The organism is Vibrio sp. 1CM24A (assembly GCF_023161725.1).
GTDB classification, from domain to species: Bacteria; Pseudomonadota; Gammaproteobacteria; order Enterobacterales; family Vibrionaceae; genus Vibrio; species Vibrio coralliirubri.
In genome coordinates, this window is record NZ_JALNTS010000004.1 from 274,926 (window position 1) to 287,837 (window position 12,912).

Annotated in this window: 11 protein-coding genes and 3 tRNA genes; 8 read left to right on the forward strand and 6 right to left on the reverse strand. The window is 44.3% G+C overall.

Annotated features, from left to right (window positions below; all coding sequences use genetic code 11):
- Nucleotides 1-169 precede the first annotated feature (169 nt).
- From MSG38_RS11170 to MSG38_RS11185, 4 genes are all read left to right on the forward strand, one after another.
- Nucleotides 170-254: transfer RNA gene (locus MSG38_RS11170), tRNA-Tyr, on the forward strand.
- A 102-nt stretch (nt 255-356) separates the two neighbouring features.
- Nucleotides 357-441: transfer RNA gene (locus MSG38_RS11175), tRNA-Tyr, on the forward strand.
- Nucleotides 442-543: 102 nt separating this feature from the next.
- A tRNA-Tyr gene (locus MSG38_RS11180) sits at nt 544-628 on the forward strand.
- A 163-nt stretch (nt 629-791) separates the two neighbouring features.
- On the forward strand, nt 792-1,466 hold the full coding sequence (locus tag MSG38_RS11185) for a Crp/Fnr family transcriptional regulator (protein WP_248401870.1): 675 nt from the start codon (nt 792-794) through the stop codon (nt 1,464-1,466).
- 50 nt (nt 1,467-1,516) lie between these two features.
- Here MSG38_RS11185 and tsgA read toward each other — a convergent pair whose 3' ends face one another.
- From tsgA to MSG38_RS11200, 3 genes are all read right to left on the reverse strand, one after another.
- A complete protein-coding gene (gene tsgA / locus MSG38_RS11190; protein ID WP_081230546.1) occupies nt 1,517-2,689 on the reverse strand; it encodes an MFS transporter TsgA in 1,173 nt (390 codons plus the stop codon).
- Between the two features lie 72 nt (nt 2,690-2,761).
- Nucleotides 2,762-3,469 carry a purine-nucleoside phosphorylase gene (deoD, locus tag MSG38_RS11195; protein ID WP_081230547.1) on the reverse strand — a complete coding sequence of 236 codons (708 nt, stop codon included), beginning with the start codon at nt 3,467-3,469 and terminating at the stop codon, nt 2,762-2,764.
- 267 nt (nt 3,470-3,736) lie between these two features.
- Nucleotides 3,737-4,645 (reverse strand): TIM44-like domain-containing protein, encoded by a 909-nt coding sequence (locus tag MSG38_RS11200; RefSeq protein ID WP_248401871.1) that lies wholly within the window; start codon nt 4,643-4,645, stop codon nt 3,737-3,739.
- A 196-nt stretch (nt 4,646-4,841) separates the two neighbouring features.
- Between MSG38_RS11200 and MSG38_RS11205 the strand changes: the two genes are divergently transcribed.
- From MSG38_RS11205 to MSG38_RS11215, 3 genes are all read left to right on the forward strand, one after another.
- Complete coding sequence (locus MSG38_RS11205; protein WP_248401872.1) at nt 4,842-5,432, forward strand: TetR-like C-terminal domain-containing protein; 591 nt, start codon at nt 4,842-4,844, stop codon at nt 5,430-5,432.
- 17 nt (nt 5,433-5,449) lie between these two features.
- Nucleotides 5,450-7,324: an MFS transporter gene (locus MSG38_RS11210; RefSeq protein WP_248401873.1), complete on the forward strand. Its 1,875-nt coding sequence runs from the start codon at nt 5,450-5,452 to the stop codon at nt 7,322-7,324.
- A gap of 146 nt (nt 7,325-7,470) precedes the next feature.
- Nucleotides 7,471-8,391, forward strand: coding sequence for a putative sulfate exporter family transporter (locus MSG38_RS11215; protein WP_248401874.1), 921 nt, complete (start codon nt 7,471-7,473; stop codon nt 8,389-8,391).
- A 133-nt stretch (nt 8,392-8,524) separates the two neighbouring features.
- Here the strand turns inward: MSG38_RS11215 and MSG38_RS11220 are convergent, their stop codons facing one another.
- Together MSG38_RS11220 and MSG38_RS11225 are read right to left on the reverse strand one after the other, a co-directional pair.
- Nucleotides 8,525-8,692 carry a hypothetical protein gene (locus MSG38_RS11220; protein ID WP_248401875.1) on the reverse strand — a complete coding sequence of 56 codons (168 nt, stop codon included), beginning with the start codon at nt 8,690-8,692 and terminating at the stop codon, nt 8,525-8,527.
- A gap of 106 nt (nt 8,693-8,798) precedes the next feature.
- Nucleotides 8,799-9,677, reverse strand: a complete 879-nt coding sequence (locus MSG38_RS11225) for a LysR substrate-binding domain-containing protein (protein WP_048613079.1) — start codon at nt 9,675-9,677, stop codon at nt 8,799-8,801.
- Between the two features lie 193 nt (nt 9,678-9,870).
- Here MSG38_RS11225 and nagE point away from each other — a divergent pair, with 193 nt between their 5' ends.
- Nucleotides 9,871-11,316, forward strand: coding sequence for an N-acetylglucosamine-specific PTS transporter subunit IIBC (nagE, locus tag MSG38_RS11230; protein WP_170930211.1), 1,446 nt, complete (start codon nt 9,871-9,873; stop codon nt 11,314-11,316).
- A gap of 125 nt (nt 11,317-11,441) precedes the next feature.
- On the opposite strand, the gene menE is transcribed toward nagE, so the two are convergent.
- Nucleotides 11,442-12,878 (reverse strand): o-succinylbenzoate--CoA ligase, encoded by a 1,437-nt coding sequence (menE, locus tag MSG38_RS11235; protein ID WP_248401876.1) that lies wholly within the window; start codon nt 12,876-12,878, stop codon nt 11,442-11,444.
- Nucleotides 12,879-12,912: the final 34 nt, after the last annotated feature.

Here is a 12,912-nt window from a genome sequence, read left to right on the forward strand (position 1 = left end):
CCAAAGGGAGCAGACTGTAAATCTGCCGGCACTGCCTTCGATGGTTCGAATCCGTCTCCCTCCACCATATTCTTCTTGCCTCTTTTAAGAGTTAAGAGAACAACCTAGTTGATGGGCTTATGGGAAAACATCAATTTAGGCTTACTTTGTGAAGAGTAAGACACACCCTGGAGGGGTTCCCGAGTGGCCAAAGGGAGCAGACTGTAAATCTGCCGGCACTGCCTTCGATGGTTCGAATCCGTCTCCCTCCACCATATTCTTCTTACCTCTTTTAAGAGTTAAGAGAACAACCTAGTTGATGGGCTTATGGGAAAACATCAATTTAGGCTTACTTTGTGAAGAGTAAGACACACCCTGGAGGGGTTCCCGAGTGGCCAAAGGGAGCAGACTGTAAATCTGCCGGCACTGCCTTCGATGGTTCGAATCCGTCTCCCTCCACCATATTCTTCTTACCTCTTTTAAGAGTTAAGAGAACAACCTGATTGATGGGCTTATGGGAAAACATCAATTTAGGCTTACTTTGTGAAGAGTAAGACACACCCTGGAGGGGTTCCCGAGTGGCCAAAGGGAGCAGACTGTAAATCTGCCGGCACTGCCTTCGATGGTTCGAATCCGTCTCCCTCCACCATATTCTCCTTAATTGGAAAATCGAAAAGCCAACTCATTGAGTTGGCTTTTTTCGTTTCTGTGTATAATATTTCACTGTACCCGTTACCTTTCTCGTTCAACGATCTTGATAACCTATCATCCAAGTTGAGAAACTTCTCTCAACAACTGAATTAAAATCAAATATGCAGCTACAAACCCTAGGAAAAGGTCGCTTCGAAACTGAGTGGACCGAAGACAAGCAACTAATCGAACAAACCATTCGTGATTGTATTTGTACGAGCAGAATATTTGAGGAAAATGAGAAGTTATTAACTCAAGGAGAGCATGTAGAGAACCTATACCTTGTTGATTCAGGAAGAGTTTCCATGGGGATGACGGCTCGAAACGGTAAAACATTTTTGCTAGGTACTCTCGAATGTGAGCAACAAGTTTTCGGAGAGATGGAATTCTTCACCGGATACCGCTGCCAAATGGATATTATGCCAATTGAGCCTGTTAGTGTATCTATCATTGATGCACAAAAACTAAAGAAGTATTTGTTAGAGCAACCTAGGCTTTCTCTTTACTTCGCCAGTGCTATCGCGATTGACTATCAAGACACCCTCGAGATCCTAACAAGGCGCCTTCTGTATCCGATCACTTACAATGTTGCCTACGACATTTATCATCAATATTTGAATGACTTACCCGTCGACGGCTTTCAAAAAAATTACCTCGAAGCAGAACGTTTTGCTACAACTGATAGAGTCTACCGCCGCGCAGTGAAAGAGCTTGAGAGCAAAGGTTTTATTGCTAAAGAAAAAAAAGGGCTAAGGATTCTTGATCTAGAAGGGCTTAGAAAGTTTGCAGAGCAATAAAGGTCTGCACAAATGCAGACCTTTTCAGTGTCGCTTAAACCGATAACTATTTATGCAGTTTGAGTTTGATTGGATTGGCTTGCTTTGTACTTTGTAGATGCAATAAGCATCACCAACACAACAGCATATATTGCAGGGATGGCATACATAACCGTTTGTAAGCCAACAATACTTTCCATCATAGAGCTAATCGCAGGACTAAACATTGCACCAGCACTGCCGCTAACCAATATATAAGAAACATTCTTACTTGATGCATTGCGAACAAATGACACACCATAAGCAATGAAAGCATTATAAAGTGCGGCACAAGCGAATCCGTAACCATAAGTCAGGTAAGAGAGCCATTCTAGTTGGTTTGTAGTAACGATGACGCTCGTTATCACCATTGCAAGTGTAATGATCGTCAATAAGAAATACTGAATCTTCATACGCGACACAATGACAGTCGAAACTAAAGCACCAACCAACGCTGCTGACCAATACTGAGTAATAATGTTACCCGCTTGTTCAAATGGAATATCGAACTTCTCTTTCACAAACATTGGAGCCCAAGTTAAGAAAGTATAAAGGGCAAGCATTCCTAAGAATAATCCGATACCACCACTAATAATGCCGAAGTTCCATTCAGACTTTGATTCAGTTTGTGTTGCGCTTTCATCACCACATTGATTGAAGTTAGTCAGCAAAGCGATAAACATTGTTGCCAATGCAACCACGCCAACACTCAAGTAACTGATGCTCCAATTCATTGCATTAGTAAGTGCGTAAGTGGTGATCATTGGGAACACAACACCTGCAATGTTAAATGTTGCGTCTTGTACCACTAACATTGTGCTCTGAATTTTGTCTTTCCATAATGAAACGACAATAGTACCAGCGATACACAGACCAACACCGCCACAAAAACCAATGATAGCCATACATAACATCACGATCGATAACGAAGGTGCAATGTAAAGGCCTAATGAGGACAGTGCGATAATGCCATAGCACAACACCGTCATGCGTTTAATACCGACTTTTTCAATTAAGAAGAAAGCTGCAATAGTGCCGGCTAGTGCTCCACCATTTAATAAAGAAAATATTGATGCTACTTCATTTATATTCGCGTTAAATGCATTGGCTATTGGTTCGACCAACATACCAAATTGTGTCGCAAAGCCCGCCATAACGAAATTAGCGAGGAAACTGATAGCAGTGAGTGTCATTTTATTTTTCATTGTTCACTCCAAGGGCTCGTAGGTTAGATGTTTTAATTTGGGAGAGCTTAACTTTAAGCCCTCCACACAGGCTTAAGCTTTGATTGCCGTTTCTAGAGCAATTTCAATCATGTTGTTGAATGAAAGCTGACGCTCTTCTGCTGTGGTCTCCTCACCCGTGATACAATGATCAGACACCGTCAGGATCGCTAATGACTCAATACCAAATTGTTGTGCTAGCCCGTATAAGCCTGCAACTTCCATATCGATACCAAGCACCCCAAAACGCTCCAAGGCAGGGATAAGATCTTCATCAGGATCGTAATAAAGGTCGCCAGTAAACACGTTGCCAACTTTTACGTCTATATTCTTCTCTTTTGCTGAAAGGTAAGCATTATGTAAAAGCTCAAACGTTGCCGATGTCGCCATTTGATAACCACTACTGCGCTTGGCATTAGTTGGAGAGTCTGTACCGGCGGCTTGTGCCAAAATCACATCACGCATCAAGACATTTTTCTGCGTTGCACCAACACTGCCGATACGAATAATGCGCTTAACACCGAAATCATTAATCAGTTCGTGGCCATAGAGAACCATTGATGGTACACCCATGCCATGCCCCATAACTGAGATGCGCTGCCCTTTGTAATAGCCAGTGTATCCAAACATGTTGCGAATATCAGTTACGAGTTTTGCGTCTTCTAAGTAGGTTTCAGCTATGTATTTCGCTCGTAGTGGGTCACCCGGCATAATTACCGTAGATGCGAAATCCTCAGCAGTGCCAGCAATATGTGCAGTCATAATGTTTCCTTATTTGTTTTATTGGCGCAATCATAAGGAGCAATGGCACAAAGCATTGAGGACAAATGTCCGCTTTCAAAGTACTGCCTCTCAAATTTGAATCTCTCTATCAAAACAGAGAAGCAACGGTTCTAAGAACCTAGGTATGACTGGCTTGCTATCCTCAGCCCACAAAAAAGCCCCTGCTGATTTCTCAGCAGGGGCTTTCTATTATTTGGTGTTATTCCGAATAACTACATCCTATTGATGTTGAGTTAAATCCTGGAATTAACCTTGAATACCAACAATTAACCAAGGTGCATTGTTAGTTGTTAGGTCACGCTCTAGGTGCCAGATATCAGTGATATCTTCTTCAACGCCATCCGCTGTGTCACGGTAACGACCGCTAAACTGAAGGCTTAGCTGTGCTTTGTTACCATCGTGGTCTGCGCGAACGATTTCAGCATCAACGTACATTACGTCAGTGTGCTGATCACCGTCTAGCTTATTACGCTCAGCTTTTAGGTCTTCAAATAGGCTTGGAGATACGTATTCTTCAATTGTGTTTAGTTCGTTGTGATTCCATGCACCTTGCAGTGTACGGTAGTGCTCACGAGAACCATTGATGAATGCCGCTTGATCAAAGCCCGGTGGGTAGTTATGTGGAACATCGCTTTGTGCACCAAAACCGAAACCACCAGCAGTGCCTTGTGATTGAGGTTGTGCTTGCTCGAAGTTATGAACATTTGGTTGTTGCTTAGGTTGTTCAAACTTGTTCTGACCCATGCCGCCGAATGCTGGCTGTTGGCCACGTGCATTCTGCTGGTTCATTGAGCCCTGCTTCGCGCCCAACATTCCGCGTAGGAATTTAAACGCTAGGAAAGCAATCAGACCCATAATCAGAATATCCATGAACTGGATACCTTCAAATGCGCCACCAAAGAATGCAGCTAAAAGACCACCAGCAAGTAAACCACCTAGCAGACCGCCCATAAGGCCTTTCTTGCTAGAGTTAGCTGCTGTGTTCTTACCTGTTTGATCTTGACGGATCGAATTCGTGTTTTGTTGTTTTGGTGCTGGAGCCGTTTTAAAGCTTTTGCCAAATGACTTACCACCACCAAACTTTTTCGCTTCCGCGATTGGCGTCACCGCGACTGTTACCAACAGGATCGCGACTAGTGAGAAAAATCGTTTCATTATTATCCTTTATAGGTTTTTTATCTTTCGACACCTTAATCATACTCGTTAACAAAGAACAATGAAATATTCACCGTGTTTACACATGTATCATAATATTGCGGCTATTAATTGATTACTAAACTAGCGAAGGGATTGACGGCACTCAGGGGCAGCATTAAAATATTGAACGATGTTCATTTAATAGAAAGTACCCATGGCAAGACGAAACGATCATACTCGCGAACAATTAGTGCAATTAACCTTAAAAACGGTAACCGACTTCTTAGAAGAGCACTCTTATCACGAGCTAAGTCTACGTAAAATCGCCAATATGATTGGTTACGTTCCAAGTACCTTAGTAAATGTATTTGGTAACTACAACCTACTGCTTTTGCATGTGGTCGCTCAAACATTAGATGAACTGGCGTCAGAATCTGCTGTGGCTGTTGAACAATCGAGCAACCCTCAACAAGCTCTATTCAACCTTGCCTACTGCTACCACGATTTTGCACAGAGACACCCCCACCGTTGGCAGCTTATCTTCGAGCACAACATGAACGGTGAAAACCTTCCTGAATGGCAATCGAACCGCATCGATAGAATGACAGGCATGCTAGAGCAGTTGCTGGTAGCGATTGCTCCTGAACATACGAAAAGCGAAGTAGTCAAAGCCAGCCGTGTATTATGGTCTGGAGTACACGGAATTACTCTACTTAGCGTTGATGATAAATTTTTCGCCTCTGAGCCTATTGATGGTAAAGAGCTGATCAATAACCTAGTCTCAAACTACTTAACCAACTGGTAATCATCCAAGGAAAGACAATGAACAACAGCAGCCAATCTTCGCTGTTAACGCAAAAAAGGTTCCTACCCTACTTTATTACCCAATTTCTAGGAGCCTTTAACGACAACATATTCAAAAATGTCCTGTTACTGTTTGTTGCTTTCGCAAGCGTAGACACGCTGCCTATTTCCAGCAATCTATTCATTAATTTGGCCGCTGGCCTTTTTATTCTGCCCTTCTTCTTATTTTCAGCTTTGGCCGGTGTACTGGCCGACAAATACGAAAAATCGTGGTTTATCCGTAAAGTTAAGCTCCTCGAAGTAGTGATCATGTCACTGGGTGCGGTCGGTTTTATCTACGAAAGTTACGGAATATTACTTCTGCTCCTGTTCCTTATGGGAACGCAGAGTGCTTTCTTTGGCCCGGTGAAATACGCCCTGCTTCCACAACAGTTAGAAACAAAAGAACTTGTATCTGGTAATGCTCTTGTTGAGACAGGTACATTCTTAGCGATCCTGATTGGTACTCTAGGCGCAGGCATCATTGCATCTGAAGAAGGCGCGAAGCTCATCGCTGCGGTGTGTATTGTTTCGTTCGCCGTGCTTGGCTACGTATCAAGCTGCTTTATCCCACAAGCGCCAAGTAATGCTCCAGATCTTAAGGTAAAGTGGCAACCTGTAAAACTGACCCGCGCGACACTGGCGATTGCCAAAAAAGATCGCCCGACCTTTCAAGCTCTGATGTCTATCAGCTGGTTCTGGTTCCTTGGTGCGGCTTACCTAACTCAGTTTCCCAACTTCACTAAACTGCATCTAAACGGCACTGAAAGCTCGGTCGCCTTTTTACTGGCACTATTCTCGGTAGGCATTGCAATCGGCTCTTTAGCTTGCGATAAGTTATCTAATCACCGAATTGAAATCGGCATCGTGCCAATGGGCAGCTTAGGTATCTCGATCTTCGGCCTTTTGATGGCGATATCCATTCCGGAGTCTTTGCCTGACTTTAGTTCTTTCCATCAATTCGTAACCTATTCAGAATTGTGGCCGCTATTTGCTTACCTTCTTCTATTGGGTATCTCTGGCGGTATCTTTATCGTTCCTCTGTATTCACTGATGCAGTTACGCGCCAAGCCAGATGAACGTGCCCAAGTGATTGCCGGACTCAATATTTATAACTCACTGTTCATGGTGGGAAGTGCGGTTTTAGGTATTGTTTGCCTTAGTATTCTAGAGCTTTCGATTCCACAGCTGTTTATCTTGCTCGCGGTGGGCAACACTTTGGTGATGCTGTACCTGTTTTATCAGGTGCCTATCTACGCTTTCCGCTTCTTTACGTGGGTGGTCACTCACACCATGTACCGAGTTAAACATAAGAACTTACATCACCTGCCTGAAAAAGGCGGCGCGTTGATTGTCTGCAACCATGTGAGTTATATGGATGCACTGTTACTGAGTGCGGTTTGCCCTCGCTTGATCCGTTTTGTGATGGAAGAGGATTACACCAAGTTACCGCCCATTCGACGTTTCTTGAAAAGAGCTGGGGTTATTCCAATCTCCGCGACCAACCGCAACTCGATTCGAAATGCTTTCAAAGAAGTAGAGCGTGCCCTGCATGAAGGCCACATCGTGTGTATTTTCCCAGAAGGAAAGCTCACCTCTGATGGCGAAGTGGCTGAGTTCATGCGTGGTATGGAGCTGATCATCAAACGTTCCCCTGTCCCAGTGATTCCTATGGCTCTTAAAGGATTATGGGGTAGCTACTTTAGTCGTTACAAAGGCCGTGCCTGCAAAGGGTTACCGACTCGCTTCTGGACTAAGCTAGAGATAGAAGCGGGTGAACCGATTTCACCTAAAGAGGCCTCTTGTGAAACGCTTCGACAGTCAGTCTCTGACCTTCGTGGATCACTACGCTAGTTAACCAACCCTTTATTCATATCAGCTGAACAAGCGTTAAGTTTTCCTTAACGTTTGTTCAATTCATTTAGACTTACTTATCATTTTATTGAACGTATAGTGGTCTCATCACAATAACGCCACAACAAAACAAGACTCTAAATACAATGAACCTAAAAAAGTCCGTTCCATTTTATCTTGCTGCACTGTTTTGCTTAACGCCTTGGGTTAGCTCACCGACAGCCCTGGTTATCGGTTTCCTGCTTGCGAGTTTAGGTTTAGTCCCTGAACACTTGGAAGTCGGCAAACTTACCAAAAAGCTACTGGCCTACTCTATTGTTGGCTTGGGTTTTGGTATTCAGTTTGAAAAAGCATTAGCAGTAACAGGCGATGGTATTGGGCTCATTGTAACGACGATTATCGGTACATTAGTCATTGGTTGGTTCTTGGCCAAACGAATGGGGCTAGACCTCACTACAGGCTACCTTATCTCTTCTGGTACTGCGATTTGTGGTGGTAGCGCGATAGCAGCAGTGGCACCTGCGATCAAAGCAGACGATGAACAGATTGGCTTGGCGTTAGCCACTGTATTCGTGTTGAACTCGGTTGCTCTATTCTTATTCCCGATGATTGGTCACGCGCTTGAACTCAGCCAACAAACATTTGGTACTTGGGCAGCCATCGCGATTCACGATACGTCTTCTGTAGTAGGTGCAGCTTCAGCGTATGGCGAAGAAGCACTGACGACAGCGACAACATTGAAGCTCGCTCGTGCACTTTGGATCATCCCAATCGCTTTAATCAGTGCGATGATCTTCAAGAACGATCAAAAGAAAATTACGGTTCCCTACTTCATTTTCTTCTATTGCGCCGCTATCGCGGTGAGTGACTTACTGCCACAATTTGAGATGGTCTATCAAGGAATCTTTGATGTGTCTAAGCGAGCACTGGTAGTGTGTCTGTTCTTAATTGGCTGTGGTATTTCAGTTGAGAAGTTAAAAGCGGCAGGGCCGAAACCACTGATGTTTGGTATTACGATGTGGGTCATGATCTCAACGGGTTCATTAGCGTGGTTAACTCTCGCCTAGCCTGCATAGAAATGCTTTAGATGGTTGTTCGGTTACCTAGACACTCGGGTTAGCGAGCAACAAAACAAAAAGGCAAAGCTCCAATGGGCTTTGCCTTTATCGTTTGTGGTAAGGGTATTCTTTGTTGCAACAATCACGAATCAAACAGGGGCTTATCACTCTTCTTACTCTCTCTTTTCATTAAAACAAGTACCACAACCAACACAAATGCGGTGAGCTCAGCCAACGAACGAGTCAACCCTGACGAGATGACCGCTTGGCCTATCTGCAGTAAAACCGCAATGACGAGGGCAATTTTCATAATAAGACCTTATTCTATAATCCGTTATTTATATGGCTTATTATGATGGATGGTTATAAAGATAATAAATTCTGTTTTGAACTATCTAATTGCTAAATTAACTAACCTAGCGTAACTGCCCTTCTAACCACTTAATAAAGGTTCTTACCTTAGGACGTTTTTCCGTGCCTAGCGGGCAGATTAAGTCATACCCTTGGTCTGTATCCATGCTCGGATAAGGTGTTATGAGCTCACCAGTCTGAACATACTGCTTAACAAAATGATAGCGTCCCATCGCGACACCGATATTGCTGAGGGCACTTCTTACGCCCATATCCCGGTGGCTCACGCAGTAAAATTGCTCAAACAAGTTCACATCCAAGCCGTGGTGTTTAATCCAACGCTGCCATACATCTGATCCTAGTGCATGAATGAAATTAATCCGGTGCAGCGATTCTAAGCCATCATCAAAGATGTCGTGCTCAGCCGCGTAACTCGGTGTACACACCGGAATATACTTTTCACCAAACAGGCGCTGTCGATGCATGTCTTTGAGATCTTCAGCACCATAGTAAATGGCGACATCGAGATGATTTTGATGAAAATCCTGCTCTTCTTGCGAGAAAATATTGAGATTAAACTTAGGGTATCGCTTTTTAAAATCAGCCAGTCTTGGTAGTAACCAACTGTTGGCAAATGCAGGACTGGTACCGATATTGATCTGTCCATACAAGTCTGTGTTGGTAATGTCTTCGATCTCACCAAAAATAGAGCTTAACGACTTGGATAACGTTCGTTGAAAGCGCTGGCCTTCTTCCGTTAGTTCCAGTTTACGAGTCCCTCGCACAAACAAGTTAAACCCGAGTTCACCTTCTAACACTTTGATTCGATGGCTAACGGCTCCCTGAGTCAAATGCAACTTTTTCGCCGCTAGCGTAAAGCTCATTTTCTCGGCAGCAACATTAAAAGTATGAAGATTTCTAAGTAAAGATTGATGGTTAGCCATACGAACTCATGCATTAAAAATTTTAATTCATACTACTACCCGTTTCGTTTGTTTGCATTAAGAAATAAGTTTTTAATAGCCGCAGTTACTTAAAATCCTGCCTCGATCAATCTTTGACTCCATGCATTGACGAGCAGAAACATTAAAAAAATTAATTACAAACTTAGGGGCACATATGAATATACTCGGGTATATGCAAAAAGTAGGTAAGGCATTGATGGTTCCCGTAGCCACACTGCCAGCTGCAGCAATCCTTATGGGGATCGGCTATTGGTTGGATCCTGTTGGTTGGGGTTCAGAAAGTATCTTAGCCGCATTCTTGATCAAATCTGGTGGCGCGATCATCGACAACATGGCGGTTCTGTTCGCGGTGGGTGTCGCATTTGGTTTGAGCCGTGATAAGAATGGTTCTGCGGCACTGTCTGGTTTTGTGATGTTCCTCGTTGTCACCACGCTACTTGCTCCGGGCTCTGTTGCTCAATTAATGGATGTTGAACTCAGTGAAGTGCCAGCGGCATTTGGCAAAATCAGCAACCAATTCGTAGGTATCATTGTGGGTATCATCTCTGCTGAGATCTACAACCGCTACTCAACCGTTGAACTTCCTCAAGCTTTAGCATTCTTCAGCGGTAAGCGTTTGGTTCCTATCCTGACCTCAATCGCAGGTATGGCTCTCTCTTTTGCTCTACTTTACATCTGGCCAGCTGTTTACGACGCTCTGATCGTTCTGGGTATTAAACTAGAAAGCATGGGCGCAGTGGGTGCCGGTCTGTTTGGTTTCTTCAACCGTTTGTTCCTATCAGTTGGTATGCACCACGCTCTTTACCCTGTGTTCTGGTTCGACGTTGTTGGTATTAACGACATTCCAAACTTCCTAGGCGGCGCGCAATCTATCGCTAACGGTACGGGTATTCCGGGTAAAACAGGCATGTACCAAGCGGGCTTCTTCCCTATCATGATGTTTGGCCTACCAGCAGCAGCACTGGCGATGTACCACTGTTCTGATGCGAAAAACAAAAACCAAGTATTCGCAATCATGCTTGCGGCAGCTATGGCTTCATTCTTCACAGGTATTACAGAGCCGCTAGAGTTCAGCTTCATGTTCCTAGCACCCGTGTTGTTCCTACTGCACGCAGTATTAACAGGCCTATCGCTTTACATTGCAGCAAGTATGGAATGGATGGCAGGCTTCGGCTTCTCTGCTGGTTTCGTTGACCTAGTACTATCAAGCCAAAACCCACTAGCGGTTAACTGGTACATGCTACTGGTTCAAGGTGTGGTGTTCTTCGCGCTTTACTACGGTATTTTCCGCTTCGCTATCATCAAGTTCAACCTACGTACTCCAGGTCGTGGTGAAGAGATGGAAGCAGAGAAAGAAACTGAAACGCCAGAAGCATTGGCTAACCTAACCAATAGCTACATTGAAGCGGTTGGCGGTGCAGACAACATTCTAGAAGTCGATAACTGTATTACTCGTCTACGCTTAACTGTGAAAGACTCAGGTGCAGCAGACAGCGATAAACTGAAGAAACTCGGTGCGGCAGGTGTGGTACCGGTTGGTAAAGGTGGCCTACAAGTTATCATTGGCCTAGGTAAGGTAGATAAAGTCGCTGAGCAAATGAAGAAGGCACTCGCTTAACGCCAAATCTTGAATGACACGATAAGATACTAAGAATTTGTGACGGCTTCACCACCGTCACAACCCCCTGAAGCGCAATTACGACTAGTCACCGTGTATTGCGCTTCATTTTATTACTCTTCGCTCTATTTAGAACGAGTCTGCTGTAACCACTGCGCCAATCCAGCGCGCGAAACCTTAATACCCTGTTGTTCCTGCTGAGGCATTCGGTAATACTCAACAGGAAATTTGAACCGTTCAAGACGACCAGTTAACTGCTCAATAAACCATTCTTTGGTTGGCAACTCAGCACAATCGACAATCGCTGCAGGTCGGAATCCGAACTCATCATCTTCAATGGGAACAATAAAAGCCTGATTAACCTCAGACAATTGATTGAGTACTCGCTCAATTTCTTCGCAATGAATGTTCTCACCACCAGAAATAAACTGATTGTCGGCACGGCCAATAATCGACACTTGTTCGCCAACCCACTCACCAAGATCTTTGCTATCAAACCAACCGCTCTTATCAACTAATGGCGTTAATTTACCTTGATAGTAATACCCAGAAGCGAGCGTCTCGCCGCCAATAAAGATACGTTGTTCTTCAATTTTTAGCTGGCGATGGTTAAGGACAAAACCAGCGGTGCTGCTGGCATCAACGGGCTTCGCGGTCACTGTTGAAGCCGCTTCTGTCATACCGTATCCAAGCCAAGTTTCAATGCCCATTTGTTGAGCTTCAAGCCCTAGCGCTTCTGGGATATGGCTACCGCCTAAAAGCACATGAGTTAAAGTAAGTGCTTGCTTACTCTGCAATAACCTATGTAGTTGAGTAGCCACTAAAGAGGCATGGCTGCAACCTTCAATGTCAGTTTCAAGTTGGCCTGACCCTATTTTGATGGAGCCACCAGCCGCCAACCAACGATGGATAATCGCCAATCCCGACACATGGTACATCGGTAAGCTAAGCAACCAAGTGTCAGCTTGTTCAAAGTTGAAAACGTCTAATAAACCCTGAGCTGAACATAAGTGTTGCTGCAACGTGTGAGCCACCGCTTTCGGGTTTCCAGTAGAGCCAGAAGTAAATATGATGCTTGCTAGATTTTGCGGATTGAAGTTGGAGTCTTGAGATGTCGTTATCCTATTATCATCACCATCGACCTTCACTTCATCTAAGCAAGACAAGGTCACCAACTGAGTATTCAAATCGACAGTCTCTGATTGCTCTATCCCGCTACTGTCCAAAAGCCAAAGGTAGCTTTGTTGACCTGCTTGATATAAGGAATCGAGCTTTTGCTTCAGGCGTAAGCTAGGCTGAGGCATGGTGAAAGCGCAAATAACACCCAAATTGAGTGCGGCAAAATAAGCAGGAATCACTTCAGCTTGGTTCTTACCGACAATCGTAAGGACATCGCCTTTAGATAGGCCTTGATGAGATAGCTGTTGTTGGTACTCACTCACCAGCACAGACACTTGCTGCCAAGTGTAAGCGCGGTTAGGAATCACTAACGCTGCTTGATGTGGGTTCTGCTGCGCCCACTGTACCCAGAGCGGGTGAGGATTAGATTGTGGGCGCATCATAAGATAACCAAGTTATAGATTGAGAACGGTCTAA

What these genes read in the sequence shown, in the direction of transcription:
- MSG38_RS11185 (WP_248401870.1), top strand. Translation starts at nt 792, where the DNA reads ATGCAGCTACAAACCCTAGGAAAAGGTCGCTTCGAAACTGAGTGGACC.
- tsgA (WP_081230546.1), bottom strand. Translation starts at nt 2,689, where the DNA reads ATGAAAAATAAAATGACACTCACTGCTATCAGTTTCCTCGCTAATTTC.
- deoD (WP_081230547.1), bottom strand. Translation starts at nt 3,469, where the DNA reads ATGACTGCACATATTGCTGGCACTGCTGAGGATTTCGCATCTACGGTA.
- MSG38_RS11200 (WP_248401871.1), bottom strand. Translation starts at nt 4,645, where the DNA reads ATGAAACGATTTTTCTCACTAGTCGCGATCCTGTTGGTAACAGTCGCG.
- MSG38_RS11205 (WP_248401872.1), top strand. Translation starts at nt 4,842, where the DNA reads ATGGCAAGACGAAACGATCATACTCGCGAACAATTAGTGCAATTAACC.
- MSG38_RS11210 (WP_248401873.1), top strand. Translation starts at nt 5,450, where the DNA reads ATGAACAACAGCAGCCAATCTTCGCTGTTAACGCAAAAAAGGTTCCTA.
- MSG38_RS11215 (WP_248401874.1), top strand. Translation starts at nt 7,471, where the DNA reads ATGAACCTAAAAAAGTCCGTTCCATTTTATCTTGCTGCACTGTTTTGC.
- MSG38_RS11220 (WP_248401875.1), bottom strand. Translation starts at nt 8,692, where the DNA reads ATGAAAATTGCCCTCGTCATTGCGGTTTTACTGCAGATAGGCCAAGCG.
- MSG38_RS11225 (WP_048613079.1), bottom strand. Translation starts at nt 9,677, where the DNA reads ATGGCTAACCATCAATCTTTACTTAGAAATCTTCATACTTTTAATGTT.
- nagE (WP_170930211.1), top strand. Translation starts at nt 9,871, where the DNA reads ATGCAAAAAGTAGGTAAGGCATTGATGGTTCCCGTAGCCACACTGCCA.
- menE (WP_248401876.1), bottom strand. Translation starts at nt 12,878, where the DNA reads ATGATGCGCCCACAATCTAATCCTCACCCGCTCTGGGTACAGTGGGCG.